We start from the raw sequence: 26,314 nt of genomic DNA on the forward strand, positions 1-26,314 counted from the left end.
TCTCTATTGTCTTTCTGGAGAGAGTGCGTCTTTGATCTGCTTCATATGATGAATATCATGCTCAATCAGCCCTTGAAAATAACTTGATAACGTCAGCTCGGTTTGACCGATAAAAAAGGATGTATTCCAGCGAGATGCTTCGATTTTCTTCATTTCTTGAAGTAATTCTGTTCTGACAGCAATAAATCGTCGAATGGTCTCACTTTTTTCTTCCTTTCTCGCTCTTTCGGCTGACTGCTGGTTCATTTTGTGCACATCAGGTCCTTGAGGTAACGGCCGATTGTTCCAAAATTCCTTTAGGCGATCGTGTAAAATAAATTCATCCCACGGAACGAAATGTGAGATGATCTCAGCAATGCTCCACTTTCCATCAGCGATAGCGCTGCGCCATTCTTGGTCTGTTACTTCTGTGAGCGACTGTACCCATTCAAGGGTGTGTTCATAATGATCAATAATAGATTCTTTGTTTAACGTCAAATGGCTCTCCCCCATACATGCTTTATATAGATTGTATCAATTAGGTGATAAGAAAGATAAAAAAACACCACTTATGATGAAAAGTGGTGTTTCTTGTGTTTTCTACGTGCATAAAGGATTGCAGCTATCAGACTGATCAATGAAATCAACGCGAGAATTCTGATATAAGGCGGATAATAGGTTAGCACAATCTCGTTTTCGCCTTTCTCTATTGGAAAGCCGATGAATGCGTAGTTGGCTTGTTCAATATCAGTTTGTTGTCCGTTCACAGTGAGCTCCCAGCCTTTTTCATATGGAACTGGCAGAACCATATAATCATCGCCGCGCTTGTTATTATATGAAATCGTAAAGCGGTTGTTTTCGAGCTTCACCTGCTGGCTGCCGTCATCCTGTTTTTCTTTTTCATATGCTTGCTCTAAGATGCGATATGGTTCGTGATACAGCTTTAATTGACTCAGTTCATACGTCCCTTTTGGCACTCGAATAGAGAGGATCTTTTCAGCAGGGACCCGAATGGTCACTTCATTGACGCCTGTTTTGTAGATCGATGTATTGCTTTTTCGTGATGTGACGTAGTCATCAAGAGACAACTGAAACCCTTCGTTACGGTCTGTCCGCTTGACATAAAAGCTCACATACACATCCCCGGCACGGGCCATATCATCTGGAAGCGTGATATTCAGCCCGCCCGTTTTTCCGTATACATCAAGCACACCATTTTCATACACCGCTTGTTCAGTATGAATGTTTGTATCCTTTACTTGATCGGGTGAGTGCTCGATTTCAGCGTTCCCTTTTTTGTCTAAAATCACGCCTTGCAGCATCGCGTGCTCTCTATCAAGTGCTGACGAATGCTCTAGGGATGCTTCTGAATAGACGTTGCTTGTTGTTCTTGCAAATGGCAGCGGCCTTGTATTTTCATACACCTCATAATGCTCGCTTTCCAACATCGGCTTGAAATAAGCTGGCGGTGAGTAAGACATCGCTTTGTCTCTCATATAATACTTGCCGTAGGTCAGGCTGTATAAATTCGCTCGGTCACCCATTGTCGCATAACGGCTGACACTTTCTCGTCCCATATCAATTTGCAGGTCATTCCAGTAGAAATTGAGCAAATGCTTATTCAATATACTCGAATACACACTCATCCCTTGAAAGCCTTCAAATAACGGGGTATTGTTTCGCACACCATTCATCCAATCAATTCGGGCGAGCGGGTCTTTTGAGCGGCTTTGAATTTGCTGAATGAGCTTCATTTGCTCAGGGCCAGCATACGCCTCACTCTTCATATACGTATCTGATACTTCCTTGATATTGCTGCTTTCAGATAAATAAACCTGTTGATAAATGCCTGCTGTCAGTAGGCTAACGACAATGAGCACAGCTGAAAAGAGACGAAGGTGCTGACGTTTCTCAGCATGTATCCAAAGGAAGAACAAGCTAATCACAAGCAGTCCTATGCCTGTAAATACAACGACATCCATATTCCCCATCGCTCGTTCTGACAAGAATACAGTGAGAAGGAAAACCATCCAGGCACCTAATACCGCCCGCTTTTTCCACTTCCACTCGATTTGCGCAAAATGCTTGATGGTAATGGCGACGACCGCTCCAACTGTAAAGGCAAGAATGTATTCAAACCGGTACTGCGGTGCCGAAAAACCATTAAACACGCTCGCCATCTTTGGACTGTAGTGAAAAATAATAAGCAGAACGCTAATCGATGTAAACATGAAAAACCACCTGTTCCGATAAAGCGGAACGAGGAACAAACAAATGAGAAAGATCACCGGTAATAAATACACCCTGCTTGTAAACAGCAGATGATCATGCAGCTCGAACCAAGGAATCGACTGTTCATAAGGCGGTCTTATATTATTGAGAAAGCCGTAAACAGATGGGATAAAAAAGGCGGCACTGATCCCAAAGGATAAAAGCGTTGAAATCGCAAGGGTCCAGAAAACCTTCCAGCCGCGCTCCTCGCTCCGAAGCTTGATCATATATCTGAATACGAGATAAATCGCTAAAAAGATAAAGTGAATATAAGCAAAGTAAAAATTGTTGATCAGCATGAGGCTGCAAGCCACAATAAACCAAGCCGGCTTGCCTGTTTTGAAAATACGTTCAATCCCAAGCACAAGCAGCGGGAGCCACATCATGCTGTCGGTGAAAAATTCCCAAAATGTTTCGTGTCGAAAATACACAATAGACAGCCCATAGATCCCGGCACTAGTCAGTGCGCCAAGTCTATTTTGAACCAACGAAAATAGAACGCGATAGGCAATGAAAAGAATCAACGTCAGCTTGATCACGCTGATCCAAATCACCGCATTTGCCCAGAAATGAATGTCCGTTGACTGAATGAGATGAAGCGCATTCATTATCCAGACAACAAGCACTGTGACCATAAAGACAGTCGACGTTGTAAAATAATAGCCTAATTGTGTGTATGTACCGCCGCCTAGACCAAATTGATAGGAATAAAAGAAGTTTCCTTTGACGTATTCGTCATAAAGCAGCTTTTTAAATGGGATCATTTGAGAAATGCCGTCCCCATCTCCTGTCATATATCGGCCTTGCGTATATTCATATAAGAAAAAGGAGTGTCCTAATAGAGCGAGAATGAGGCACATTCCAATGATTATCCATCTACGTTTCATCATCTAAATCCTTTCCACAAAAGATCCACTGTTCTTTGAAACAAAACAATCCAGCAAGCGAATCGTGCTTGCCGGTTATTTGACTCCACGTTATTTAAATAACTGCGTTAACACTCGGTCTTGTTCTTTTGAGCTTGTCTCTTGTTCCATGACATTTGATTCTTGGATCAAATAATGCGGCCTCTTTTTCGTTTCATAGTAGATCCGGCCAATATATTCTCCAATCACGCCTAGACTCAAAAGCTGGACACCTCCGAGGAAAAGCACAGCCGATATTAGTGTGAAATAACCCGGTACCATAATGCCCGTTCTGACGATTTGAATAAAGGTGGCCACGATGTAAATCAAAGAGAGGAATAAGATCAGTATGCCAGTATAAAAACAAATACGCAGCGGGCGGTTGTTAAAGGAAATCACACCATCAATGCCATAGTTAAATAATTTCTTCAATGACCATTTTGTATCACCATGCTGTCTTTCGACATTTTCATAATAGATGACCTTTTCTTCAAACCCAATCCAGCAAAAAAGCCCTTTCGAAAAACGATTTCCCTCTTTCAGCTTCAGCAATGCGTCGATTGCTTGGCGTGAAATTAATCGGAAATCTCCTACACCATCACGCAAGTCTACTTCAACCACCTTGTTCATGATTTTATAGTACATCGATGATAAGTAAGAGCGAAGCTTGCTGTCTCCTTTACGGTTCCGTTTGGCAATGACTTGATGGTAGCCTTCTTCATACCCTCTGACAAAATCCTGAATCAAATACGTCGGGTGCTGCAGGTCGGCGTCCATAATGATCGCAGCTACTCCCTTTGCATGTTCAAGCCCTGCCAAAATAGCGGCTTCCTTCCCGAAGTTACGCGAAAAGGAAATATATTTGACCTTTGCACTTTTGCGAGAGAGCTCTCTCATGTATTGAAGCGTATTGTCTTTGCTTCCATCATTAATAAAGATGATTTCAAAGTCATAATGAAAATCGCGAAACTCTTCCTCGAGTGCCTCAAAGATTCGTCTGATGTTTTCACCTTCATTGTAAGAAGGAATTATAACAGAGAGCAATTCCCGTTCCATATCGCACCTTCTCTTCACTTTTTTCACATAGTCTGTTATGTTCATTATTCCTTTTTTGTCAGAAAACGAAACCCTTTTTTATTATCCATAAATTACATGTCTCTTTAATCGTTTCATTATATCAGAGTTTTATTTCCAGTGATTTTCAGCAAGATGAATTTAATGTAATTTTAAGTTTAAACATTGTAAAAAGCCTGTAATTCCTATCACAGACTGGGTATTGTTTCATAAAATTGTTTTTACTTTAATATATTTTCCTGTTTTTTAAAAAAGATGAGTAGAAGTGAAAAGGACAACTCTTTTAGTGCAGAAGCCCTTTGTGGTTTTGTTGCAGATGCTCGTTTGCCTTTGATTGTTTATTTTGAAATAAATGCAGCTGAGCACCGTAGCTCTCAATCCATTCTTGGACAATCCGTTCTGTCGTTTCCTGTCCTTTATACTTGCGGCCTGCCTTTGCATAGGTCGTTTCAAAATCACTCCAAAGCAGCTCTACCCATGTACGTGCTTCTTCATATGTCAGCATATTGTTTTTTTCCATGAGTTGTTCTGTTAATCGCTCAAAGTATTGTTCCATGTCGGTTCCTCCTTCATCTAGCAGAAAGTGCCTTTTTAAAAAAACCTCTTTTTTCATATACTACCCTTACGTCTTCAAAAGACGCAAATGATTTGTATTGTTTGGAGGGAATCGATATGCGCAATAAAGCAAAAGGCTTTCCAAATCAAGTGAATCACAAGTTTGAAGGCGAACCAGGCGCCACAGATGCTTATGCGTCTAAAAGGCCGAATGGTGAGACGAATACACGTCCACAGGAACGTATGAGGGCATCAGGGAAACGCTAATTTTTCCAAAGGGAGTGCTTGAGATATGAGTTCAAATGGGAAATCGTATATGGCAGACTTTGTTCAACTAAGGACAACCGCTTACCCTCAACCATGGGCGAATGCAAAGCATTCTGCCTCTCAGGTCAACGGAGAAACGCAGCAAACGCAGCACGACATCGTACTTCAGAACAACGTCCGTAAACAGCGTTCGAAGTAAAGAAAAGGACTGATCATCAGATCAGTCCTTTTGCGTAAGCATTGAAATCGGCAGGGCATCTTCTTTATTTGGAGCCGACACTCTGTACCCCCAAGCAAACACCCCGTTTAGATATTCCACGTAAAATTGCTCGTCTGTGTCTTTGATTTGATAGGTCGTCTTGGTCTGAATCAATGCTGGATCTAATAAATAGGCTTTGGCCATATCAATTTTTCGCTCTAAGACGGCGTATTCATTCACAATGCCTAGCTGCTCAGCCTTTCTAGCTTTTTCAGAAAGGGCTGCAATCTCCTGCTTTAATTCATATTCTGTCATCTCACTATAGCGTTTTTCCATTTGTTATTCCCCTTTGTCTAATACGTGATCAATAGTATCGAGATCAAAGCCTTTTCGGTATAAAAATTGCTTCACTTTCATCTTCTTTTCAAAAGATCCGTCATATCCTACCTTGCGCTTTGCCTTCTCTAGCATATACAGGAGGGCTTCTTCTTCTTTTTCCTCTTCTTGTCCATCATAGGCCTCTTGAAGGGCTTTATCAATGATCGCAAACGAAAATCCCTTTCGCTGAAGCTGAAGCTTGATGCGCTGCTCGATCTCTTTTGCAGAACGATTCTTTTCTTTTCTCACCAGCTTGAGAACCTGATTGACGGCTTCCTCCAGCTGTAAGTCATCAGGATATTGCGATAGCGATTGTTCAATGGTGTCATCGTCTATGCCTTTCAGCTTTAATTCTTTTTTCAGGACGGAAGGCCCTTTGCTGTTCGTTTTCCGGTGGGTGCTCACATATGCTTCTGCAAATTCAAGATCATTTACATACTTATAATGCTTTAATTTGTGTATAATTTCACTAATAGCAGGTGCTGGTATTTCTTTTTTCGTTAAATAATCGGTGACTTCTTTCACTGATCTCATGCGATAAGATAAATAATCGACGGCCTGCTGAAATCCTTTTTTGACGGAATCGCCGAATTGAATCTCAATGATCTCTGCTTCGTCCAGCTCTTTCCCCTTTTTCAAATCGTGCCGAACGAGCACATCTAAATCAACGCTAAAGGCGTACTTTTCATCAAGAAAGATGTTCACGCGCTCTGTATTGTTTTTCTGAGCAGAAATTTTTGTAATATAAGGCATCCTGTAATCACTCCTTTTCTAAAACAGTCAGGATGTTTCTTCTGATTCAAAATTGTGAAAGATATAGGTATGTATATGAGAGGAGAGATGTCAATTGAATATCGCCATCACCGGAGGAACCGGTTTTATCGGCCAGCACGTCACAAAGGTGCTCGCAGACGAAGGACATCATCTATATATTTTAACAAGAAATCCAAAGGAATCCGAACAAAATCATTTACATTACGTGCAGTGGCTGACAGAAGGTGCTACGCCTGAACATGAATTGCCTGCCATCGATGTATGGATTAACCTTGCTGGAAAATCCATTTTCACACGCTGGACAGACAAGGCGAAAGAAGGCATTCTCTCTAGCCGTCTACAATCAACGCAAGAAGTGAGACGCATCATCGAAGCGCAGGAATCAAAACCGTCTGTGCTCATTCAAGCCAGTGCTGTCGGTATTTATGGCACTTCTAAGACAGAGGATTTTACGGAGGAAGCCCCTCCAGCCGATACAGACTTCTTAAGTCATACGTCAAAGCTTTGGGAAGCTGAGGCTCAAAAAATTGAAGCTCTCGGCATCCGTACTGTCTATACACGCTTTGGGGTTGTTTTAGGAGAAAAAGGGACACTGCCTCTGATGACCATGCCATACAAACTGTTTGCCGGTGGAACCATCGGCTCGGGGTCACAATGGGTATCGTGGGTTCACGTGGAAGATGTGGCACATCTCATTGCCTTTGCCATCCGGCATGACGCGGTATCGGGTCCACTCAATGTCACTTCTCCAAATCCTGTTCAAATGCAGCGGCTCGGACAAACCATCGCATCCGCCCTTCACCGCCCCCACTGGCTGAAGGTGCCATCCTTTGTTATCAAAACGGCACTTGGCGAAATGTCATTACTTGTTTTAAAGGGCCAGCGTGCCCTGCCGAAAAAGGCCCAGCTTTCTTCTTATGAATTTTTGCACCCTGAGCTAAAAGAAGCGATTTTACATTCAGAGGAATAAAGTTTGTCAAAAACACCCACCCTATTAAGAAACGATATGAGGGGGCAATTTGATGAAGAAAAAAGACCACCAGCCAACTTCGAAGCTGAAGAAGACCCAGGAAGTCCTGTATCAGCAGGAATTCAAAAAAGCGGAAAGAGCAGCAGAAAAAAGAAGCAAATAAGACGGATATTCCACTCCAACAAGCACATAACTATAGTGATCTTGTAAAGGAGGAGAAGGCTTTGAAAAAAGACCAACACAAAAAATCTGTCCAAGAAATCGCAGCTCAAGAGACGGATGGCGAATTTGTTGAATTTTCCAAAGAACTTGCAGATCCAAATGACGTAAAAGCAATGGCTCGTATGAAAGCAGCCGATCAGCGCGCCAAAAAACAATAAGTAAAAAAGCAGTCCCTTTCAAAAAGGGCTGCTTTTATTTAATTTCAGTAAGCAGGCTTGATGCCTTCTGACGTGATTTTTCTTCAGGGACTTCTTCTGGATAACCGATGTGAAGGATGGCTGCAAAACGCTCGTTTTCCTTTAATCCCATCTCCTGTTGAAAGCCTTTGTCGTATAAAATGCGGCCGCTCTTCCATACCATACCGATCCCTTGATCCCAAGCAAGCAGCTGGAAGTTTTGAATCAAAGCGCTCACTGCAGCAAAATCATCATTTCTCACCACTGGGTTCTCGTCTTCCTTTAATACGACAAATAATAGCGCTGGGACTTTTGTAAAGTAGTCTCTGTATTGAGTAATCTTTTCTTCCTTTGCATCTGGGTTGTTGCGTTTAAAGAAAGCAATGAAGCGCTCAACAAATGTCGCTTTTGCTTCAGCAGTTGTCGCATATAGAAAGCGCCATGGCTCAGTGATTTTATGATTTGGTGCATAGACCGCATCCTCTAATAATGGCTGAAGCTGCTCAATGGTTACTGCCGTTTCTTTGAATTTTCGAATCGATCGTCTATATCTGACAGCGTCTCGAACCGTTAACGCTTCTGTTTGTTGTTTCATGTTTGGCATATATGTCATCCTTTCAATCAATTTTAATTGAAATTGATTCTCATTCACATTATAAACATCATCACGTGCTGTTGCAAATAGAGTGTCCCTCCCCATCTGCTAAAAAGTTGTTTGACTTTTTCAAGTAATGTTACAATCATATTACGTTTTAAACAAATTTTGAGAAATCAGCCAAGATGATGAAATGATTTCAGGTATTCCCATTTCGTCTGATTCGGTCATTTTTTCAAAAGGCTTTCAACCCATGATTGGAAGGGAGGCTTCTGGATGGAATGAAAATCAATATTGGGCAAATCATTAAACTCTATCGTTATAAACAAAATATGACCCAATCTGAATTGGCAGAAGGAATTTGTTCTGTCTCTCATTTAAGTAAAATTGAAAATGGCTCAAAGGAGGCCAATCAAGATACGATTAATCTGCTGCTTGAACGGCTTGGTATCAGCCAAGAAACGCTGTCGCAAAAGGCGCGTCACCTGCTGTCACTCTTGGATGAGTTTCAAATGAATATGTATTTCTATGCACTCGATCAGGCTGAACAAAATGCAGAAATGATCATTCAACACGAGGAACAGTTCTTTTCGCTAGATTTAGGAATTCAGTATCATTTGTCCTTATTTCAATTTTATTTATTAACGGAAAAACAGCCGCTTGCCTTAAAAACACACCGCGTGCTCAAAAAGTTTGAAAAAACCTTTATTGAAACGGAAAAAGAAATTTTTGAATATCTAGATGGCATCCATCAGATTAAAAATGGTCAGCTTGAAGAAGGGCTGAAAAAACTTGAAAGCTGCTTTTCCTACGCGTCTGTTGAACAAAGTGACCTGTATTATCACTATGCAAAAGCACTTGGAAATATGGGACATCTTGGTGATGCGCTTGAAGCCACACATCAAGCGATGGATTTATATAGACAAAAGAACAATTTCAAGCGGATCATTCACTGTACACTCATTCATGGCGTGATCTCACTGGAACTAAAAGCTTTTCAAACAGCTAAGAAATATTTAAAAGAAGTGATTTTGCACACTTCCCTTCACCCTGATGCCTATATTAAAATGACGGCTTATTTTTATTATGGGGTGCTCTTAAAACGTGAAGGTGATTTCTCTTCAGCTGTGCCTTATTTACTAGATTCACTCAATTACTTTAATCAAGAACAGATAGAAGATCGTTACTGTGAAACGCTATATGAAATTGCGACATTGTATGCTGAATATGATCGTAAAAAGGCGCTTCCTTACATACACGAGCTGTTAAAACAGCCTCGTATTCAGCCAAACTGTTTATATATGATTAAAATATATAAATTGATGATTGAGGAGAATCCTCATGATTTGAAAACATATTTAGCCGAAGCAGCCATTCCTTATTTTGAACACAATCAGCTGCACAGTGAGTACTTGTTTGCTCTTAGAACCTTGCTTTCCTATGCAGCTTCTGAGCTTGACGAACGTGCGTATATGTCCTACACGGGGAAGCTGCTTGATCACTTAGCGTCATATGTGCCCTATTACAAAAAAGCATGACCTTCTGCCGATCGAAGGTCATGCTTTTTCTATTCATTAAATGGTTTTTTGCTGATCTGTATCAGGACGGGTGACTTGTTCGACAGAATGAATATATCGTTTTCTCGCAAAATAATCATACGCATGCTGTCCAAATCCTAGCCAAATGCTGAGCATAATGAATGGGACCGTTCCCCATAATGCAGGGATGTTATAAGCAATACGCAGCAAAGTATAGATCCCTGAATTTTTCTGATTTTTGGCTAAGGAAATAGAGACGATTCGTTTTTCTGCCTTCTCTTCACTTATTTTATTCAGCCTCAGCAGCTGTGAATGTCTAAATGATTCAAAGTGTATACGGTTCTTCCAATCGAGTGATTTTAACAGGTCAATCGCTTTTGCACATGTAGGACTTTGTCCATCATAAAACACAAGCAGCCTGAGTGATTTGATGGAACGCTGTTCTCTTTTTTTTGATTCAGCGAGCTTTTTCTTTTCTTGATCGAGATAAATGATTTTTTTCATAGATTGATCGCCAGCCCTTTTCCGTCATTTGTTTTTTTAGTTCGTTCAAAGGAGATTACAATTAGATTACTATAGTTGCTGGGCCTCTTGTATTGGGAAAAAGCAAACCAACGTGCGTTATATGAGCCTTTAGATAAGGGCAAAATTGATGATTTCATGGCATATATGAGGTTTTTCAACTAAAAGTGGTTGGGAAAATCGTGGTGCTTTGCGGTTTTCTGCGGTATTTGATAGAAATCTGCGGTTTTTCTACAACTTTATTCGGTGTTTTGTAGGTGAAACGCAAAAACAAGATAAAAAAAGACTACTTCCCATTGCGGCGAAGTAGTCTTTTGGTTTATATTTTTGCCAAAACTTCTACTATTTCTTTCTCAATATCTTTCCATAAGTAACGATCTGTCGTATAGTGATGAGCGGCTTCTTTAGCAAAAACTTTAAATGCTTCTTCAAAGTCAGGTGCATCCTTGTCCGGTTTTTTCTCGTCGACAAAGCGCTGCGCTTCTGCTGAGCGAGGTCCCCATTTCCCCACTTCATTCCCATCCTGATCAATGATGACGATAATCGGAATAGATCTTGCGGTCCCGTTCGTTAAATACTGATCCATCAGGTCTAGATGCTCGTCCCGAATGAAATAGCGCGCATCAATGAGTGCTTCACTCGCGATACGCATGAAAATCGGTACATTGACCATCGCATCCCCGCACCAATCCGCTGTGATGACAAGCGCTCTTAGCTTTTTCTTTTGCAGCCGTTGAAGCAGCTCTTTTTCTTTTTGATGAATTGTGTACTGGTTGTACACCGTGAGCAGATTTTCACGGTTTTTCTCCATGTTGTGTACATATGTACGTTCAGCTAATCCCTTTATAAACCATTCATTCAATGTCGTCATTTTAACATCCCCCTTACCCTTCAACTTTACCACTTTTGCTATTCTTTTGTCTAAAAAAAAACCTTCACCTAGTGAAAGGTAAAGGTTTTTGATTTATTGACGCCGTTTCCGATTTGGGTCCATCCCAATCAGTTTAGTGACAAGCACCATGGTGACAGCTAGTGACGTATTCTTTTTATACGCTAAATATTTCCCGTGCCATTCGGGTTTATATTTCTGTTTAAACGACCGTAATCCGCTGAAACTATACATATATCTGACGTTATTGTAGATGACACTCGCCAAACGTTCTGTGAGGAACGACTGATGGAACGTCCCTACATTTGATAAAGGCGCCATTCCCATGTTAAAGGATTTGTAGCCTTTTTCTTTCCCCCATTGAAAAAGGTGGATAAACAGCGCATCCATCATTCCGTTCGGTGCATCATGCATATGACGCATTAAGTCGATGGATATTTCTCCTTCTTGGTACATCGGCATTAATGACACAAAGGAAATGATCTGTCCCTTTTCATCCTTTAAGATCGCAATCGGTGCTTTTTGAAGATAGTCTTCATGAAAGTAGCCGAGAGAAAATCCTTTTTCTTTTTTCTTTCCAAGCCAGCTGTCAGAGATCTGTTTTAAGGTAGAAATAAATTCATTTGAAAAGGGTGGTTCCACCATCTCAAAGGTATAGCCTTCTCGTTCAAACTTATTAGCGACAGCTCGTAAATTTGATTTTTTCTTACCTGATAGAGAAAACGTTTCTAAGTCGACCATGGCTTCTTCTCCAAGCTTAAAAAAGTGAAAACCTAAGTCATGATAGAGAGCCATCCCTTCTCGTTCTACTTGGTAAAAAGCGACACGATAGCCTGCTTTTTCGGTCTGCTGCAAAAACTCTTCAAGTACAAGTGGATAAGACGCTTTACGTCCAGATGGATCTCCGAGCACAATGACGCAGCGGCCAATTCGGCCAAACTGTAGCATCGCCTCTCCATCACTTGAGAAAAACAGCTTTTTGTCTCCTAAAAAGCCAAGATGACTGAGGGCATTTCCTCCCTTTTCTTCTAAAAACGCGTTTAATTTTTCTTCATCTGCCTCTTCTCCAATTGGAAATGCCTTTTTATTAAAAATCAATTTACTAATGAAAAAGAAAAGCGGTACACCGATTAAAGCAATCACGCTTGTCATCGTGATATGCCGTTCATTATGAACCAAATAGTCCTTGCTCAAGAAATGCCCGATTTTTGTCCAAATAAAGTTGCCAATGACATTATAGTTAAACAAAACGAGTAAATATCCGGCGGCAGCCGCCACAAACTGATACAAGGAATACGGCGCCTGCTGCTTCACAAATTGATGTCGAAGAGAGAAAAACACCGCCATGATGACTGGCAAAATAAAGATTAGACTCAGGTTAAACCCTTTTAACAAAGTAAACACAAAGCCGCCAGCTAAGGCAATCATCGTCAGCACGTAAGATCTTTTTGTCCGTTTATACACTTCTATGGACAAAATCATCAGAATGATCCCAAACATTAAAGAAAGACCATTAAATCCCGATAACAGAAAGCGTGGAATGCTGGTAATCACGCCTAACCGATCAACAGGTAGCACAACGGAAGCCATAATGAGCAGGCCGCTTCCTAACGTTAAAATGGATAAAGATCCGTACAATAAGCGGATTAATAGGGCGCGGTGTAAGACAATTAAGACGTTCGTTGTTTCAATGGCAGGTGCCATCCTCGGATTGCCTTCAAGACGTCTAAGCGTCGTTCCCGTTAAATCATATGCAGCCAGACATAGTCCAAGGATAAACGGGAAAATCGAGTACACGAAGCGGTACAATACTAGCGCCGTCAGCACCATCTCTTTGTCAAAACCAATGTATTGCATTTTGAGTAAAAAGATCAAATCAAATGAACCAAATCCGCCCGGAACCATACTGATTAAACCACCGATTGATGCAATCGCAAACACGCCTAATACAATACGGACATCGACGTTCATCCCCATTGAGACGACAGCCATGTACATGACAAGACCTGCTGCCAGCCATTCTAAAAACGATGCGCCGATATAAGCGTAGATCGGGTGCTTCAGTCCATTTTCACCGCTCTCAATCGAGCTTTTTCGAACCGAGGCCATGATGATGTAAATTGGCACAATACAGGCAAAGATAATGACAAATGCCCATAACCACGGCTCCTGACTAATAATACTTTCAACAGGCAGAACCCTGACCAAGATCAAATCACTGAAAATAGATAAGCCCAAAAGGACAGACGATGTCAAAAGGGCAATGCCTTTCAGCAGTTTTTTCGTATCTGTTATGTACTCTTTGTATAGAAGCGTTCTGAGCCCTGCTCCCGATAAGCCGCCGAAACCAAGTACACTGTTAAAGGAGTTCGCAATCCAAGAAATGCGAATCGTTTTCCAGCCGCTGATTGGCATGTTAAGGCTTCTTCTTAAAATAAAATCATATAAGGACATCGATAAAACCGCGACAAGTCCAAGAAAGACAAGAATAAACAAGTCCATTCGATTCAAGCTGTCAATAATATAAAAAGTCTTTTTAATGGAAAGGCCGCTCAGCTCCTGCTTGGCGACAAAAATTAAGACAAGGATGATCACGATCGGAAAGAGCATTTTTAAGATCGTCATACCCGTTTTTTTGTTCCACATGTTTTTCCCAACTTTCTAGGTTGCTTCATTTATTTCAACTGAACATTATTATACAACAAATACCACTTGATTCATGCAGTTTAACATTCAAAAGCTTGATGATACTTTCAATTAGAAGGGAAAATCAGTAATATAAAGAAAAGAGCCGCTTAAAGGAAGTGAACAAGCGTGGAATATAATATTCATGACACCACCGTACTAAAAGAAGAAATTCTATCTCCTGAGGAAAAAAAGACATGGGTGCTCTATATGAAAGTGCTCACTGCTGCAGGACTTGGAGATGTTTCTGAATGGATGAAGCTTGATATGAGTATGCCTCAAATGAAGGTGCTCATGCTGCTCAATAACCATGGCTCTCTCAAGGTATCCGAAATTGCTGAAAAAATGGGGGCTTCTTTGTCCAATATGACTGGCCTGCTTGACCGTTTAGAACAGTCTAACTTTGTCGAGCGAAAGCATTCTGAGCGTGACCGGCGAATCATTGTTGTAGAACTGACAGAGGAAGCCAAAAATATTTTCAGAAGTATTTATCAAAAAGGACACGAAAAAATTAAAAATTCCCTGCAACGGCTCAATGATGAGGAAAAAGAAAAAGTCAATGAAGGTCTAGCCATTTTAGAAAAGGCACTACGTCCTGAACGAGGCTAAAAATGAAAAGGAAAAAAGACGGTCACTTGAGGTCCGTCTTTTTTATTTCTTCTACTTGTCGATCTGGGGTGAAGAGATATTGACGAATGACTTCCCTGTCATCCCATAAGAGATAACCTACACCGATGATGAGAAAAATGATGCTGATCCATGTCCCACCAGGCAGCAGATGTTCAAGTTCCTCAATCGTTCTTTCTGAGCCTAAGCTGTTACTATAGCGTATCTCAAACAAAACGTATTTTGCTATATAAAACAATGCCGCCATACAGATAAACATGGCGCCGACAATTCTTCTACCAGACATGTGTCTACTCCTTTAATTCCACTGATTTCTTTTGATTAATTCCGTCACATGGGCAAGGTGGTGCTGTGAATGCCAGACGTACATTCCTGTTGCATCATATAAAGACACCGTTTGTTGATCGGCTGGATGATAATAAGCAGCGCTAAAGTCTTCCTCTGTCATCCCGCGAAGCAGGGTGACCCACCTGCGATGCAGACTGCTGATCAAGGACAGTGATAGGCTGATGGGTGCCTTACTATCTGGAAGGGAGGCAAATCCCTCCTGATCGTATGGACGTATGTGCGGTGTAACTTCTGTGAGAGCGAGTTTGAATCGCAAGTAAGCATTCAGATGGCTGTCCGCTACGTGATGAATGAGCTGACGGACGGTCCATCCTCCCGGCCGATACGGTGTATCCAGCTGAGCATCTGCCAACTGTGCAGTCACCTCTTCATACCGTTGAGGAATCGCAGCCAACTGTTCGATCCATGCCTCAAGCTGTTCTTTCGTTTGTGTTTCAACCGGTTCATATAAGCCAATCGGATATTGTAATGACGTCATATGCTCTCCCCTCTCTCAAACCCTTCTAGCACAAATTTACCAATCATCTTCCCTTGCTCAAGCGTTTGATGTGCCTGTTTCAAATTGGCGGCATTGATCGGGCTGAGTACCTTTGTTAAAGTATGCGTTAATTTTCCCTGTTCAAATAACTCGCTCGCTTCAGTTAAAAGCTCGTGCTGCTTGATCATATCCGCTGTTTCGTACATAGGCCGTGTGAACATGAATTCCCACACAAATGCAGCACTTTTGTTTTTGAGCAATTGAATGTCTAGATGGTGTTGATTTTCAACAATGGTACAGATCGTGCCTTGAGGTTTAATGGCTTCTGTCATGCCTTTAAAATGCCCGTCTGTATCATTTAAGCATAAAATGAAATCCACTTCGCCAATCCCTTTTTCCTGAAGCTGCGTGAAGAGCGGCTCATGATGGTCAATGATATGATCGGCCCCTAATGACAGACACCATTCTTTTGTTTCTGGTCTTGATGCGGTGGCGATCACGGTTGCCTTCGCCAATTTGGCCAGCTGAATGGCAATCGAGCCCACCCCGCCTGCACCACCGATGATAAGCAGTGTCGAGCCTTCTGCATTTCGCTTGACATGCATCCGGTCAAATAAAGCCTCATATGCCGTAATCGTTGTAAGAGGAATCGCTGCTGCTTCTGCAAAAGAGAGATTTGCAGGCTTTTTCGCTACAATGCGCTCATCCACAAGCTGGTACTCACTATTTGAGCCTTGACGCGTGATATCTCCTGCGTAGTACACGTGGTCACCAGGCTGAAACAACGTACAATCTTCGCCTACTTCAACAACCGTTCCGCTTGCATCGTAGCCAAGAATTTTCAGTTCTTCTTCCTTCTGATCCTTCGGTGACCTCACCTTTGTATCAACTGGATTCACCGACACAGCCTCTACCTTCACCAGTATATCTCGGCCAGCTGCTTGAGGCTTTGCTACCTCTTGATCAATCAGGCTTTGCTCATGCTCAATCGGCAAGTACTCAAATAGTCCAACTGCTTTCACTCGCTCGCACTCCCTTTCTCCATGCTTCTTTTCCACATTTTATCATAATTTTCTGATGTTTATAGGTGGATCAACGGAGCGATTGCACATTTATGACCTCTTCAAAGCCTTTCGCTCCCTCACAATATAAGAAGAACGAGCCTTTTTCAAAGAAGGAACATAAGTGAACCAGCTGTTGGACTTAAAGAATAGTTGGACGTAATAAAACTGAATGTGATGCAGGGAAAAGATGATCAATAGAAAAATAGTGAATGAGAGGGTAAAGTTATCTGCCCCTCCCTGTATCCATTCGCTGATCCAGAGAATGACAAAACCGATTATCATGAGCTGTTCGAGCCTTTGCACGATCTGGACAAAGACATGTCCCCGCTTGGATAGGTCGCCTGACTGACGCTTTCGGATGTGTCTCGATTTGTAAAACCACACGATACTTCCTACTAGATTATGAGTTATAAAAAGAGCGATCAAAACAATAAATAAAGGGGATGGCACAAAAAGGGCTTTTACCATGAATGGAATCACCAAAGAGTACAAAGCGATAAATGCGTATCTGAATGATAAGAGAAATAGTTGTTTTTCTGTGTATGGTTGCATGTGTTTCACCTCTACTGTACTACGTCTCATTTTTTAAAAGGTTCCCTTGGCCTATTAAAAAAGGACGCCCTTCAAAAGGCATCCTTTCAATAACAAACTTTAAAATGCGGCACTTAGTACGACAGGACCTTGCGGAAGCTGGTTATCCTCTTTTGGTTCAAGGGTGACAGCCACGGTATCCCATGATTCGCTTGCTTCTTTTTCAGATAACGCATAGGTGACCGTGCCTTCCCCTTTGCTGTCTGTTTTAAAAGCTCCGGCTGGAACCGGCTGATCTCCTTTAATGAGCCATACTTGATAAACAGCAGATGAATCAAGCTGACCCTTTAACCCGTCTGCACTCACAACAAGCTCTTTTTTGCCGTTATGCTCGATCACTGAAAAAGCACCCGTTGTTTTTGGTGATGCGGCAGATGCCAGTGACTTTGTCGCAACAACTCTTACAGGTTCTTCCGCTTGTTCTTTTCCATTCGTCAGGAAATACACGTTTCCAGCTGCAGACATGAGAAACAGTGCGGCAACGAGTGGCAATAGCCATTGGTTTCGCTTCTTTTGCGGCGGTTTGATCTCGTTTCGTTCAGATACGACCTCGATCTCTTTTTTCTTGTCGGTCTTTTCTGCGACTGTCTCTGACGTCTCATCTTCAAACACTTGGGATAAAATGCGATCTTTCATCCCCGCCGGAGGTGTTTGGTCACCAGCTAGAAACGGAATGTCAGACATGAGAGATGTCAGTTCTTCAAGCTCTTCTTTGCAAGCCGAGCAGTGCTTGATGTGCTCTTCAAATTGCACCTTCTCTTCTCCTTGTAAATGCCCGTTGAAATAATCAATGACTTGATGTTTACACTGAGTCATGCCTCTTCCTCCTTTCCTCCGCGAGACAGTCTCGTTCGTAAATGCTTCAATGACAATCGAACCCTTCCCTTCACCGTTCCAATGGGAATGCCTAGCTTTTCTGCAATGCTCTTTTGTGTCAGTCCTTTAAAATAGACATCTTCTATGATGGTTTGCTGTTCTTTTGACAATGTAGATACTGCTTCACGTATGATTTGTTTTTCCTCGTTCCATTCTACTTCTTTTGACACATCTTCTTGATGATCTGCTAAGTATTCGATATGTTCATCTTCCAGTGCTGTTTCGTTCCGGTGTTTTCTTAGGAGATCAATGGCTGTGTTGCGTGACATCATGAATAACCACGAGGAGAATTTCCCTTTATCCATATTGTATTCTCCTATGCCGCGCCAAAGCTTGATAAAGACTTCTTGAAGCACTTCCTCGGCCAGCTCACGGTTTCCAGTCATTTTATAAATAAACGAATATAATACACGTTCATAACGATCGTACAACATTTCAAGCGAAGGCTTGTGACGATCATATTTGATCTTGTGATACAGCTCAAAGTCCTTCAGTGTGTCCATGGTCCTCTCCTTCCTTTTTCATGAGAAAGAGCATGCTGCATTCATCATGAAATCCTTCACGTATTGCTTATATCACGAGATTACAGTGATAAGCCTACTTTGTACTTTACTCTTTTTTTAAGGAGAAAAAAAGAGCGCTGAAAAAGGAAGTGTGCTCCTCATGAGAATGTACTTACTTTACGAACTGATAGACCATTTGGATCACTTATGCCAAAAGAGTCAAGAATCCATGTGTTACCGTTCACTGTTCAGTTGATTTTAGCAAACTCTCGCCAGTCTCTCAATTCAAATTGGATAGAACGCATTCTTTGATCATGTCATAATAGAACGTAAAATAGGAGAACTGGAGTGTCCGTAAATGATTGTAACGATTGTCCTTTTTCTATTAGCTGGTTTAGCTGAAATTGGCGGCGGCTATCTTGTCTGGCTTTGGCTGCGTGAAGCAAAACCTGTCAGCTATGGAATCGCCGGCAGCCTCATCCTCGTCGCTTATGGGGTCATCCCTACCTTCCAGCAGTTCCCGACCTTTGGACGAGTTTATGCGGCCTATGGCGGTGTGTTTGTTGTTCTTGCTGTGTTTTGGGGCTGGTGGGTCGATCGTAAAACACCTGATTTCTACGACTGGATAGGTGCTTTGATCTGTTTGGCAGGAGTCAGTGTGATGTTATTTGCGCCCCGCAGTTAATAGCCCCATATAAAAAGTGCTGCCACATGCGGGCAGCACTTTTATGATGTTATTTGAATGATTTAACGAGCTCCAGCCGTTTGCAGTTCTTTGTTTTTCTCTTTAAAGCGTTCATTATGGGAAGAGACGTACGCCACTTTTTCGGCTTCTGGTTCGATGTAAAGCTTTGCGCTATTCAACGCATTTACTCCGTCAACAAACGTACCAGCAATTAAACGAACTTTGCTTTTGTGTGTACATAAATCGCCTACCGCATATACGCCGGGTAAATTGGTTTCCATATTTTCATTGACCTCGATCAATCCCCATTCACCTTGCTTTAAGCCCCATTCTGATAGAACACTTAAATCACCTTTCATGCCATGATTGACGATGACAGCGTCTGTTTCAATTCGCTCGATGTCACCTGTCTCTAAATGCTGAATCGTGACAGCATCAATTTTGTCACCTTGACCGTGAAGCTCTGTCAGTTCATGCGGTGTTAAAATTCGTGCACAAGATGCCTTCATGTTGGCGACGTTTTTCTCATGTCCGCCAAACATGTCACGGCGATGCACAACGGTGACACTTTCAGCAATTGAAACAAGGGCATTTGCCCAATCAACAGCTGAGTCGCCTCCTCCAGAGATGACTACTCGCTTCCCTGCAAATGTCTTGAGCTCCTGCACTGTGTAATACAGGTTTGTCACCTCATAACGGTCTGCATGCTCGATTTCAAGTTTCCGCTGGACTGGGATCCCATGACCCATGGCTAATATGAGGGTCTTTGTCAAATGACGGTCGCCATTTTCAGCCGTCAGCAAGATGTGATCATTCTCTACGCGCTCGAATTTCGTCATTTTTTGATTCAGCGCAATCTCGGGTTCAAATGTTTTCGCCTGCGTCTCGAGCTGCTGAATCAGCTGTTCTCCTCTTGTTGGCGGCAAACCGCCCACATCCCAAATGACTTTTTCAGGATACAGAAGGATTTTTCCGCCAAGGCTTTCGTTGTACTCAAGTACCTTCGTCTTTAAGTCCCGCATCCCACTATAAAAGGCGGTGTACATTCCTGCTGGACCGCCGCCAATAATTGTGACGTCAAACAATTCAAGCTGATCTGTCATTTGAGTCCCTCCAGTTGTTTTTCATCGTTCGATCTATTTATAAGTGATATTGATTCTCATTATCATATGTATCTATTGTAGTCTACTCTGGTTACGGGAATCAATAGCTTTCTGCAAAAAAAGAACAGGACGAGCGCTCGCTCGTCCTGCCGTCCATCATACAATGGTTAAACCAAGGTCCTTTAGTTCAAGAGAAACAAGTCTTGCAATCGCATCTGCTCCTTCTTTTGTAAAATGCGTGCGATCTTCAATGCCTGTTGACAGCATAAAGAAAGAAGTCGTTTTCTCAATGCCGGAAATTTGATAAAACTGAAGACTTGCGGTATTTAAATCCACGAGAAGAACCTCTTCTTCATCGGCTAGTTCTTTCATAGCGGCACAGTAATCAGGGAAATCATTGATATATTCTCCGTCTTTTTCATGAAAACGGCCGACAGGGGTTAATAAAAGCGGGGTTGCCCCTTTCGCTCTTGCTCCGTGAATATATTGAGACAAGTAGCTTTTATACGTTGTAAAAGGCTCTGTATGCCGCTCTGGCTTATCCTTTGAAGCATCATTGTGCCCCATTTGTGTGAAAAGCCAGTCTCCCGGCTGAATCTCAGCCAATATGGCATCAAGGCGTCCTTCTTCAATGAATGTTTTTGAGCTTCTTCCACCGATTGCCCGGTTCTCGACTTTGACATCATGCGCGGTATAGCGGTGTAAAAACTCTCCCCATCCTCCTTGAACAGGACGATCTGGGTAAGATGAAACGGTTGAATCACCAGCTAAATAGATGGTTGTCATGTTCATACGCCCCCTTTGTCATTGAACCACCTCTTATGAGCGATGCAGACTGGTGGCTGCTGAAAAGATAAGAAACAATCAGCATCGCTACTTCAATCATTCTCTTTTTGATGATGAAAACCCTGCTTACTGGGAGATGTGAATGAGTTAAATATGCGGCGGAAGTTCTATTTTTGTCTCAACGGCTCTCTTTAACGCCTGAAGCATATAACCAATTCCTTTATATGGAGCCAGCGGATAATTCGCTTTTTGATGAGGATGTAATAAAGGGTCGATCACTTTTCGATATTTCTTTCCACCTAGTATCACAAACTCATCATAGGCGGACAGATTTTTCTCATGAAATTGATGACTCAGTTCTTCTCGTGTCACCTGTTCAGCATGCGGCGTGCCAAATGCCACATCGTAATTTTCATCAACGAAATCATCTGCCTTTAAGAATCCGTGCTTTGCTGATAAAATCAGCCAGTCTGCAAAAAATGTTTGAGCGTAGCTTTTCGTACGCTGATGCAGCGGGCTTAAGTATACAAGGTTCGCCGGCTGGCTTCCTGCCTCTGGATTCACGTCCCATATTTTCTTAGCGCCACATGGAATGATACAAACTCGCTTCACCTGATTTTCTCCTTCCTTCGTCGATACATCTGATACAAGGTGCAGCCTAGCGCTGTGCCAAGTGTATTTAAGAGGATATCATCAATATCGCTGCTTCTTGTAATCATACCAGATTGCGAGAACATCCATTGAAGCACTTCGATCATTGCTGACAAGATCAAGCCGGCTAAAATCGCCTTTTGCCAGCGCATTGTCCGAAAGGCTTGATAAAGAAAAAAACCGAGTGGCACAAATAATAAAATGTTCCCTGCCAAATTCAAAAAGACGAGATTTGGATAACCGTGATGGTAGGCGTGAAGATTTTGATAAATAGATTGTAAAGGAATGAGATTGACACTCACCTGATCCCTTGGTGCAGAGAAACGATTCGGAAAGACCGTCAAATATAATAAAACATTCGTATAAACAAACAGACAGGCAAGGACCATTTCTGTTCGCAAATAGATAAAGCGTTTGTGCCTTTTTGCCTGTCTGTATCTCATATGTATATATAGCGGGACGAGCAGGAGGAAATAAGCCATTGAAAACATAGCGCTCGATGTCATACGGAGAGCTGCCCCTTTCTCACATAATGCTTGACCATATTACAGCTTATTCAGACCTGCCCGCATCTATTCATCACTTATTCTCTCAATCAATGAAGGAAATATCATATTGACAAATTGTCAGTTTTCCGCTAAACTGACTGACATTCAGTCATTTAAGGTCGGTGATGATATGTCAAAACGAGAAAAGATTATGCTTGCTGCCATTGACGCGTTCAAAGAAAAAGGAATTGAAAAGACGACCATTTCGGATATTGTGAAAGCAGCAGGGGTGGCGCAAGGAACGTATTATTTATATTTCCCTTCAAAGCTGTCTGTCATGCCTGCTATCGCAGAGCATCTGATCTCGGAGATGGTTCCTGCAATTGAAAAGGAATTAACTCAGCATGCGGATGTACTCGATCAAGCAGATGCGCTTGTTGAATTTATATTTTCTTTTACAAGACAATACCGTGATGTCCTTGCCCTGACCTATTCAGGTTTAGCTGCCACTGAGCATTTAAAGGAATGGGAAGATATTTATGAGCCGATTTACAAATGGGTCGCTGCTTTTTTAGAAAAAGCAAAGCAGGACAAAAGAGTCCGTGCCAATTTAAATTGTCATTACGCGGCGAAGTTCATTATCGGTTTACTTGAATCGTCAGCTGAGCAAATGTATTTATTTACAGAAACAGATACAGAAGAGGTTCTGATTCAAAAACGAGAGGTCAAGCAATTTCTCCTTTACGCACTTGGCATAGAGACACCTTAACATAGTACAGCACTTGCTGTACGCTCTTTTTTGGCTATAAAATGACGAATCGTCAGTTTTAGGAGGAAATATCATGAAGAAAAGCTGGATGTATGTCGCCCTCACCTGTTTATTCGAATTACTTTGGGTGTTTGGTTTAAATAAAGCAGATGCTGTATGGGAATGGGCGGTCATTATCTGCCTCATCCCAATTGATTTTTATTTTTTAATGAAAGCCTGTGAGAAGCTGCCGACTGGAACGGTATACGCCGTATTTGCCGGAGTTGGAACAATCGGTACGTCTATAATGGATTATGCGCTGTTCGGCGGTTCGTTTTCATTCGAGAAGCTATTATTTATGGGAATATTGGTCCTTGGCATTATTGGACTAAAAGTGTCTGATGGAGAGACACATGAGCAGAAAGGAGAAGCGGTATAATATGGGCTGGTTTTTTGTGTTATTAGCCTCTGCCTTTGAAATCGGCGGAACCATTGGCTTGAATATGTTTAGTAAGAAAAAACAAATCACGACAGGCATCCTATTTGTCGGCGGTTTTGCCTTATCCTTTTTGTTTTTATACGCGTCGTTCTCTTCCGTTCAAGTATCCGTCGCTTATACGGTCTGGATTGGACTTGGAACTGCGGGCTCTGTCTTGTTTAATATGATTCTATTTAAAGAGCCGAAAAACATAATTCGCATGCTCAGCCTGCTGCTGATTGTGATTGGTGTTGTTGGGCTGAAGTTGTTTGCGTGATTCCAAACAAACAGGCAGGAGATGCTCTTTCTGCCTCAGGCTGCCGAGAAAATTGAGCCTCGAACACAGTGAGCCAATTGGCAACACCGCCGGTTACTTTAGATAATCATACACCACTTCATCCCTCGTTGGGACAAGCTTGACCGTCAGTGGATATCCAGGTGACACACCATCGGGCACACAGTGGCAGCATTCGGGATCGATCGCCGTATCAGAAACTTACAAACTGCAATATGCGATGGACACTTACGGAGGACAAAGCGGTTCACCTGTATTTGAACAAAGCAGTTCACAGATAAATTGCAGCGGCCATGCTCTCTTGCGGTTCATACGAATGGAGTATACGGAGGTTCTTCATACAATAGAGGCACCCCCATCACAAAAGAAGTCTTTTCATTTCACAAACTGAAAGACAGCGCACAATAAAACAATAAGGACATGAAGACAGCCCGCTTCCCTCGAGAACGGGCTGGTCTTCGTTTTTTGCTACAGCTGTGCTTGCGGGAATAGAACTCGCCCTCACTGGCCTTTCAAACTGTACTTTTCACCATCAATGGTGATGGTGAAATGAGATGGTCCGCTGATAGGCAAGTAATAGACAAGCTGAAACTCCTCTGTCTCACCTGGTTTAATTGACTTCCAATTTGATAGGGTCACACCGATGCGGTGGAAATCTCCTGTCAGCCCGCCAATGTTAGGGCCTGTATGCCCTTTAGAAATGACTTCAACCTGGTCACCGCTCCAGCTTCCAAATAGGGGTGAAGTAGAGGTAGGCACATCAAATTCAATCACAGATCCTCCTGTTATGGTGACATCACTGTTATTCGTCAGCCTCATTTTCGGATGGATCGGGTAATTTTGATCTCCTAACGGATAATCGGTAAACTCTATATTGATATCTAGTGATTCGCGAGGTAAAGGTGACGTGCTGAGCCGATTATCGTATGGTGTCGCGTCCGCAAATTTATGATATAAGGTTCTCGTTAATGTCCTGCCGATACCGTACTCTCCATTGTTGTCATTTCTGTCGGGATACCAGTCATAGTCACCGCTTAAGTCCCAAAACATCACACCACCGATTCCTTTTTCAATGACATAATCGGCCTTTGTTTCTATTGATTCCTCGTCTTCAGTAGATAGAAATACTTTCTTTTCGTCATTCCATAGCCAAGGTGCCGCAAGCACTGCGTCATAATATCTAGTGTAAGCACCTTTTAAATCGGCTTTGCTTAGTCCATACCTTTCTAGATAAGAACCGGCAATGCCTTTTTCGAGATTTTTGGCATGCCACATCGGATTTGCTCCTGCTCCCAGTTCATTTCCCTGCTCATCTTGATCATGCCAAATATTATCGATCCCGACTGCCCCGTCGCCGCATTTGGTAAGGCCTTGAGGACAATTTGAACTTTTAGCGCTTCCCCACAAACCGTTTACTCCTCCGCTCACATTTTTCCAGCCTCTCGTATAGTAAGGAACGCCGATATTGATTCTGCCTGCCTCCATCGCTCCCCTAAAATAATGGTAAGCCCAGTCTGTATTTAAATATCCGATCCCCCCATATTGCGGCGTGCTGTAAATGTTGGACTGCTTTAACTCCGCATCCTCGCCGTTATCATATAAGGAAGCGTTAGGACCGACAAACTCATTCCAGGCTCCATGGAGATCATAGGACATGATGTTGACATAATCGACATAACGGAGCGGTTTAAAGGTTTCCATGCCCCTCAGCAAATAGGCTGATGATGGCGCCGCAATGGTGAGCATGTAATATTGTTCATCTTCAGCAGATGCTTGATCAAGTTTTTCTCTTAATGTTTTCATCAATACATCGAAGCTTTGATTTAATCCCTTGCGTCTCGGGTTGGAAATGCTCCAATCTAACGGATTGCCGGCATCTTGCATGGTTGTGGGATATTCGTAGTCAATATCAATTCCATCCAATTCATATTTTCTGAGAAACGCTACGACAGATTCAGCAAAGGTGCTGATTGCCTTGTGGTTCACAGATCCATCACCATTCGTTGTCATAGAGTAAAAGCCTCCGCTTGGTATTCGGTTCCCATCCTTATCGACATAACCGCCGGTTTCAGCCCAGCCGCCGACTGCTGCCAACACTTTGACATCGGGGTATTTCTTTTTAAACTGGTGAAGAAGGTTAAAATGGCCTTTATACGTCAATGTTTGATCCATCTTTACATCCGGATACTCCGGCCAGGTCATCCCTAGGGACGGGTTGTTCGCATCCGTCTCGCTCCCGATTGAAACCCGATGATCCTCCCCGATATGAGCAAATGCATAATTAATGTGGCTTAAGTACTTCCATGGGATATCGTTTACTAAATAACGATCTTGATTGCCTTTTCCCGTACGCCAGCCCGTAAAATAGCCGATCATTCTGCGGTCTAAATTATTGGCCAGCTTTTCGCGCCCCTCCAGATCGTACACATCACAATATGGAATGTTGGCAACACCCGAATCCCATAACCCTTCTGGACGGCAAGTCTGTTTTTTGCTTGGAGACTCTGCGGAAATGTTCTGGAACGGGGTCAAAAGTGACAGGAGCAGCATCGATGACAAAGTAAATAAAGCGGTTCTTTTCACTTCATTCATCC

31 protein-coding genes and 1 pseudogene are annotated in these 26,314 nt (G+C 42.4%); 12 read left to right on the forward strand and 20 right to left on the reverse strand.

Going from position 1 to position 26,314, the window contains the following annotated elements; genetic code table 11:
* Window positions 1-3 precede the first annotated feature (3 nt).
* The 4 genes from R0K30_RS13885 to R0K30_RS13900 all read right to left on the reverse strand — a co-directional run bounded on the left by R0K30_RS13885 (window position 4) and on the right by R0K30_RS13900 (window position 4,785).
* Window positions 4-477, reverse strand: a complete 474-nt coding sequence (locus R0K30_RS13885) for a DinB family protein (RefSeq protein ID WP_410611275.1) — start codon at window positions 475-477, stop codon at window positions 4-6.
* Between the two features lie 71 nt (window positions 478-548).
* Window positions 549-3,140 carry a YfhO family protein gene (locus R0K30_RS13890; protein ID WP_410611277.1) on the reverse strand — a complete coding sequence of 864 codons (2,592 nt, stop codon included), beginning with the start codon at window positions 3,138-3,140 and terminating at the stop codon, window positions 549-551.
* An 87-nt stretch (window positions 3,141-3,227) separates the two neighbouring features.
* Window positions 3,228-4,211 (reverse strand): glycosyltransferase family 2 protein, encoded by a 984-nt coding sequence (locus R0K30_RS13895; protein WP_099727606.1) that lies wholly within the window; start codon window positions 4,209-4,211, stop codon window positions 3,228-3,230.
* 301 nt (window positions 4,212-4,512) lie between these two features.
* Window positions 4,513-4,785 (reverse strand): YfhJ family protein, encoded by a 273-nt coding sequence (locus tag R0K30_RS13900; protein WP_099727607.1) that lies wholly within the window; start codon window positions 4,783-4,785, stop codon window positions 4,513-4,515.
* Between the two features lie 116 nt (window positions 4,786-4,901).
* On the opposite strand from R0K30_RS13900, the gene R0K30_RS13905 reads away from it, so the two are divergent.
* Both R0K30_RS13905 and R0K30_RS13910 read left to right on the forward strand, forming a co-directional pair.
* A complete protein-coding gene (locus R0K30_RS13905) occupies window positions 4,902-5,051 on the forward strand; it encodes a small, acid-soluble spore protein K (protein ID WP_003217849.1) in 150 nt (49 codons plus the stop codon).
* A 25-nt stretch (window positions 5,052-5,076) separates the two neighbouring features.
* Window positions 5,077-5,250, forward strand: coding sequence for a YpzG family protein (locus tag R0K30_RS13910; protein WP_008360604.1), 174 nt, complete (start codon window positions 5,077-5,079; stop codon window positions 5,248-5,250).
* Window positions 5,251-5,271: 21 nt separating this feature from the next.
* On the opposite strand, the gene R0K30_RS13915 is transcribed toward R0K30_RS13910, so the two are convergent.
* A complete protein-coding gene (locus R0K30_RS13915) occupies window positions 5,272-5,586 on the reverse strand; it encodes a YfhH family protein (protein WP_105928239.1) in 315 nt (104 codons plus the stop codon).
* Window positions 5,587-5,589: 3 nt separating this feature from the next.
* Window positions 5,590-6,381 (reverse strand): recombination regulator RecX, encoded by a 792-nt coding sequence (gene recX / locus R0K30_RS13920; RefSeq protein ID WP_410611282.1) that lies wholly within the window; start codon window positions 6,379-6,381, stop codon window positions 5,590-5,592.
* Window positions 6,382-6,475: 94 nt separating this feature from the next.
* Here recX and R0K30_RS13925 point away from each other — a divergent pair, with 94 nt between their 5' ends.
* The 3 genes from R0K30_RS13925 to R0K30_RS13935 all read left to right on the forward strand — a co-directional run bounded on the left by R0K30_RS13925 (window position 6,476) and on the right by R0K30_RS13935 (window position 7,752).
* Window positions 6,476-7,372: a TIGR01777 family oxidoreductase gene (locus R0K30_RS13925; protein ID WP_099727610.1), complete on the forward strand. Its 897-nt coding sequence runs from the start codon at window positions 6,476-6,478 to the stop codon at window positions 7,370-7,372.
* A 52-nt stretch (window positions 7,373-7,424) separates the two neighbouring features.
* Window positions 7,425-7,535 carry a YfhE family protein gene (locus R0K30_RS13930; protein ID WP_099727611.1) on the forward strand — a complete coding sequence of 37 codons (111 nt, stop codon included), beginning with the start codon at window positions 7,425-7,427 and terminating at the stop codon, window positions 7,533-7,535.
* Window positions 7,536-7,596: 61 nt separating this feature from the next.
* Complete coding sequence (locus R0K30_RS13935; RefSeq protein ID WP_099727612.1) at window positions 7,597-7,752, forward strand: YfhD family protein; 156 nt, start codon at window positions 7,597-7,599, stop codon at window positions 7,750-7,752.
* A 34-nt stretch (window positions 7,753-7,786) separates the two neighbouring features.
* Here R0K30_RS13935 and R0K30_RS13940 read toward each other — a convergent pair whose 3' ends face one another.
* Entirely contained in the window at window positions 7,787-8,374 is a 588-nt protein-coding gene (locus tag R0K30_RS13940; protein WP_249705304.1) for a nitroreductase family protein, read from the reverse strand.
* Window positions 8,375-8,646: 272 nt separating this feature from the next.
* Here R0K30_RS13940 and R0K30_RS13945 point away from each other — a divergent pair, with 272 nt between their 5' ends.
* Window positions 8,647-9,903 carry a transcriptional regulator gene (locus R0K30_RS13945; protein ID WP_099727614.1) on the forward strand — a complete coding sequence of 419 codons (1,257 nt, stop codon included), beginning with the start codon at window positions 8,647-8,649 and terminating at the stop codon, window positions 9,901-9,903.
* 36 nt (window positions 9,904-9,939) lie between these two features.
* Here R0K30_RS13945 and R0K30_RS13950 read toward each other — a convergent pair whose 3' ends face one another.
* From R0K30_RS13950 to mprF, 3 genes are all read right to left on the reverse strand, one after another.
* Window positions 9,940-10,407, reverse strand: coding sequence for a thiol-disulfide oxidoreductase DCC family protein (locus tag R0K30_RS13950; protein WP_099727615.1), 468 nt, complete (start codon window positions 10,405-10,407; stop codon window positions 9,940-9,942).
* Window positions 10,408-10,744: 337 nt separating this feature from the next.
* Complete coding sequence (locus tag R0K30_RS13955; protein ID WP_099727616.1) at window positions 10,745-11,296, reverse strand: thioredoxin family protein; 552 nt, start codon at window positions 11,294-11,296, stop codon at window positions 10,745-10,747.
* 93 nt (window positions 11,297-11,389) lie between these two features.
* Window positions 11,390-13,960: a bifunctional lysylphosphatidylglycerol flippase/synthetase MprF gene (gene mprF, locus R0K30_RS13960; protein WP_410611287.1), complete on the reverse strand. Its 2,571-nt coding sequence runs from the start codon at window positions 13,958-13,960 to the stop codon at window positions 11,390-11,392.
* 168 nt (window positions 13,961-14,128) lie between these two features.
* Between mprF and R0K30_RS13965 the strand changes: the two genes are divergently transcribed.
* Window positions 14,129-14,608, forward strand: a complete 480-nt coding sequence (locus tag R0K30_RS13965; protein WP_008341672.1) for a MarR family transcriptional regulator — start codon at window positions 14,129-14,131, stop codon at window positions 14,606-14,608.
* A gap of 22 nt (window positions 14,609-14,630) precedes the next feature.
* On the opposite strand, the gene R0K30_RS13970 is transcribed toward R0K30_RS13965, so the two are convergent.
* From R0K30_RS13970 to R0K30_RS13990, 5 genes are all read right to left on the reverse strand, one after another.
* Window positions 14,631-14,912: a hypothetical protein gene (locus tag R0K30_RS13970; protein WP_099727618.1), complete on the reverse strand. Its 282-nt coding sequence runs from the start codon at window positions 14,910-14,912 to the stop codon at window positions 14,631-14,633.
* A 12-nt stretch (window positions 14,913-14,924) separates the two neighbouring features.
* Window positions 14,925-15,452, reverse strand: a complete 528-nt coding sequence (locus R0K30_RS13975) for a YfiT family bacillithiol transferase (protein WP_099727619.1) — start codon at window positions 15,450-15,452, stop codon at window positions 14,925-14,927.
* Window positions 15,449-16,474, reverse strand: coding sequence for a zinc-binding alcohol dehydrogenase family protein (locus R0K30_RS13980; RefSeq protein ID WP_099727620.1), 1,026 nt, complete (start codon window positions 16,472-16,474; stop codon window positions 15,449-15,451). The genes R0K30_RS13975 and R0K30_RS13980 overlap by 4 nt, the downstream gene beginning before the upstream one ends.
* Before the next feature lie 693 nt (window positions 16,475-17,167).
* Window positions 17,168-17,923, reverse strand: a complete 756-nt coding sequence (locus R0K30_RS13985; protein WP_410611291.1) for an anti-sigma factor — start codon at window positions 17,921-17,923, stop codon at window positions 17,168-17,170.
* Entirely contained in the window at window positions 17,920-18,486 is a 567-nt protein-coding gene (locus R0K30_RS13990) for an RNA polymerase sigma factor (protein ID WP_256499415.1), read from the reverse strand. Before R0K30_RS13990 ends, R0K30_RS13985 begins: the two co-directional genes overlap by 4 nt.
* Window positions 18,487-18,844: 358 nt before the next feature.
* Between R0K30_RS13990 and R0K30_RS13995 the strand changes: the two genes are divergently transcribed.
* Window positions 18,845-19,171: a YnfA family protein gene (locus R0K30_RS13995; RefSeq protein ID WP_099727624.1), complete on the forward strand. Its 327-nt coding sequence runs from the start codon at window positions 18,845-18,847 to the stop codon at window positions 19,169-19,171.
* 62 nt (window positions 19,172-19,233) lie between these two features.
* Here the strand turns inward: R0K30_RS13995 and R0K30_RS14000 are convergent, their stop codons facing one another.
* The 4 genes from R0K30_RS14000 to R0K30_RS14015 form a co-directional block, all read right to left on the reverse strand.
* On the reverse strand, window positions 19,234-20,274 hold the full coding sequence (locus R0K30_RS14000) for an NAD(P)/FAD-dependent oxidoreductase (protein ID WP_099727625.1): 1,041 nt from the start codon (window positions 20,272-20,274) through the stop codon (window positions 19,234-19,236).
* Window positions 20,275-20,430: 156 nt separating this feature from the next.
* Window positions 20,431-21,060, reverse strand: a complete 630-nt coding sequence (locus R0K30_RS14005) for a rhamnogalacturonan acetylesterase (protein WP_099727626.1) — start codon at window positions 21,058-21,060, stop codon at window positions 20,431-20,433.
* Window positions 21,061-21,207: 147 nt separating this feature from the next.
* Window positions 21,208-21,672, reverse strand: coding sequence for a DUF6884 domain-containing protein (locus R0K30_RS14010; protein WP_410611294.1), 465 nt, complete (start codon window positions 21,670-21,672; stop codon window positions 21,208-21,210).
* Window positions 21,669-22,217 carry a VanZ family protein gene (locus R0K30_RS14015; RefSeq protein WP_099727628.1) on the reverse strand — a complete coding sequence of 183 codons (549 nt, stop codon included), beginning with the start codon at window positions 22,215-22,217 and terminating at the stop codon, window positions 21,669-21,671. Before R0K30_RS14015 ends, R0K30_RS14010 begins: the two co-directional genes overlap by 4 nt.
* A 172-nt stretch (window positions 22,218-22,389) precedes the next feature.
* Here R0K30_RS14015 and R0K30_RS14020 point away from each other — a divergent pair, with 172 nt between their 5' ends.
* The 4 genes and pseudogenes from R0K30_RS14020 to R0K30_RS14035 all read left to right on the forward strand — a co-directional run.
* The gene (locus R0K30_RS14020) at window positions 22,390-22,968 is read left to right on the forward strand and encodes a TetR/AcrR family transcriptional regulator (protein ID WP_099727681.1); all 579 of its coding nucleotides are present in this window, start codon (window positions 22,390-22,392) and stop codon (window positions 22,966-22,968) included.
* Between the two features lie 73 nt (window positions 22,969-23,041).
* Window positions 23,042-23,386 carry a DMT family transporter gene (locus R0K30_RS14025; RefSeq protein WP_099727629.1) on the forward strand — a complete coding sequence of 115 codons (345 nt, stop codon included), beginning with the start codon at window positions 23,042-23,044 and terminating at the stop codon, window positions 23,384-23,386.
* A gap of 1 nt (window position 23,387) precedes the next feature.
* The gene (locus tag R0K30_RS14030) at window positions 23,388-23,702 is read left to right on the forward strand and encodes a DMT family transporter (protein WP_099727630.1); all 315 of its coding nucleotides are present in this window, start codon (window positions 23,388-23,390) and stop codon (window positions 23,700-23,702) included.
* 55 nt (window positions 23,703-23,757) lie between these two features.
* A pseudogene (locus R0K30_RS14035) lies at window positions 23,758-24,128 on the forward strand (trypsin-like serine peptidase); the annotation flags it as partial.
* Between the two features lie 93 nt (window positions 24,129-24,221).
* Here the strand turns inward: R0K30_RS14035 and R0K30_RS14040 are convergent.
* Window positions 24,222-26,270, reverse strand: coding sequence for a glycosyl hydrolase family 18 protein (locus tag R0K30_RS14040; protein ID WP_410611366.1), 2,049 nt, complete (start codon window positions 26,268-26,270; stop codon window positions 24,222-24,224).
* Between the last annotated feature and the right edge of the window lie 44 nt (window positions 26,271-26,314).

Source organism: Bacillus sp. SIMBA_154, assembly GCF_046536015.1.
In the GTDB taxonomy this organism is placed as follows: domain Bacteria; phylum Bacillota; class Bacilli; order Bacillales; family Bacillaceae; genus Bacillus; species Bacillus pumilus_P.

What these genes read in the sequence shown, in the direction of transcription:
- R0K30_RS13890 (WP_410611277.1), bottom strand. Translation starts at nt 3,140, where the DNA reads ATGATGAAACGTAGATGGATAATCATTGGAATGTGCCTCATTCTCGCT.
- R0K30_RS13895 (WP_099727606.1), bottom strand. Translation starts at nt 4,211, where the DNA reads ATGGAACGGGAATTGCTCTCTGTTATAATTCCTTCTTACAATGAAGGT.
- R0K30_RS13900 (WP_099727607.1), bottom strand. Translation starts at nt 4,785, where the DNA reads ATGGAACAATACTTTGAGCGATTAACAGAACAACTCATGGAAAAAAAC.
- R0K30_RS13905 (WP_003217849.1), top strand. Translation starts at nt 4,902, where the DNA reads ATGCGCAATAAAGCAAAAGGCTTTCCAAATCAAGTGAATCACAAGTTT.
- R0K30_RS13910 (WP_008360604.1), top strand. Translation starts at nt 5,077, where the DNA reads ATGAGTTCAAATGGGAAATCGTATATGGCAGACTTTGTTCAACTAAGG.
- R0K30_RS13915 (WP_105928239.1), bottom strand. Translation starts at nt 5,586, where the DNA reads ATGGAAAAACGCTATAGTGAGATGACAGAATATGAATTAAAGCAGGAG.
- recX (WP_410611282.1), bottom strand. Translation starts at nt 6,381, where the DNA reads ATGCCTTATATTACAAAAATTTCTGCTCAGAAAAACAATACAGAGCGC.
- R0K30_RS13930 (WP_099727611.1), top strand. Translation starts at nt 7,425, where the DNA reads ATGAAGAAAAAAGACCACCAGCCAACTTCGAAGCTGAAGAAGACCCAG.
- R0K30_RS13940 (WP_249705304.1), bottom strand. Translation starts at nt 8,374, where the DNA reads ATGCCAAACATGAAACAACAAACAGAAGCGTTAACGGTTCGAGACGCT.
- R0K30_RS13945 (WP_099727614.1), top strand. Translation starts at nt 8,647, where the DNA reads ATGAAAATCAATATTGGGCAAATCATTAAACTCTATCGTTATAAACAA.
- R0K30_RS13950 (WP_099727615.1), bottom strand. Translation starts at nt 10,407, where the DNA reads ATGAAAAAAATCATTTATCTCGATCAAGAAAAGAAAAAGCTCGCTGAA.
- R0K30_RS13955 (WP_099727616.1), bottom strand. Translation starts at nt 11,296, where the DNA reads ATGACGACATTGAATGAATGGTTTATAAAGGGATTAGCTGAACGTACA.
- mprF (WP_410611287.1), bottom strand. Translation starts at nt 13,960, where the DNA reads ATGTGGAACAAAAAAACGGGTATGACGATCTTAAAAATGCTCTTTCCG.
- R0K30_RS13970 (WP_099727618.1), bottom strand. Translation starts at nt 14,912, where the DNA reads ATGTCTGGTAGAAGAATTGTCGGCGCCATGTTTATCTGTATGGCGGCA.
- R0K30_RS13975 (WP_099727619.1), bottom strand. Translation starts at nt 15,452, where the DNA reads ATGACGTCATTACAATATCCGATTGGCTTATATGAACCGGTTGAAACA.
- R0K30_RS13985 (WP_410611291.1), bottom strand. Translation starts at nt 17,923, where the DNA reads ATGACTCAGTGTAAACATCAAGTCATTGATTATTTCAACGGGCATTTA.
- R0K30_RS13990 (WP_256499415.1), bottom strand. Translation starts at nt 18,486, where the DNA reads ATGGACACACTGAAGGACTTTGAGCTGTATCACAAGATCAAATATGAT.
- R0K30_RS13995 (WP_099727624.1), top strand. Translation starts at nt 18,845, where the DNA reads ATGATTGTAACGATTGTCCTTTTTCTATTAGCTGGTTTAGCTGAAATT.
- R0K30_RS14000 (WP_099727625.1), bottom strand. Translation starts at nt 20,274, where the DNA reads ATGACAGATCAGCTTGAATTGTTTGACGTCACAATTATTGGCGGCGGT.
- R0K30_RS14005 (WP_099727626.1), bottom strand. Translation starts at nt 21,060, where the DNA reads ATGACAACCATCTATTTAGCTGGTGATTCAACCGTTTCATCTTACCCA.
- R0K30_RS14015 (WP_099727628.1), bottom strand. Translation starts at nt 22,217, where the DNA reads ATGACATCGAGCGCTATGTTTTCAATGGCTTATTTCCTCCTGCTCGTC.
- R0K30_RS14020 (WP_099727681.1), top strand. Translation starts at nt 22,390, where the DNA reads ATGTCAAAACGAGAAAAGATTATGCTTGCTGCCATTGACGCGTTCAAA.
- R0K30_RS14025 (WP_099727629.1), top strand. Translation starts at nt 23,042, where the DNA reads ATGAAGAAAAGCTGGATGTATGTCGCCCTCACCTGTTTATTCGAATTA.
- R0K30_RS14030 (WP_099727630.1), top strand. Translation starts at nt 23,388, where the DNA reads ATGGGCTGGTTTTTTGTGTTATTAGCCTCTGCCTTTGAAATCGGCGGA.
- R0K30_RS14040 (WP_410611366.1), bottom strand. Translation starts at nt 26,270, where the DNA reads ATGCTGCTCCTGTCACTTTTGACCCCGTTCCAGAACATTTCCGCAGAG.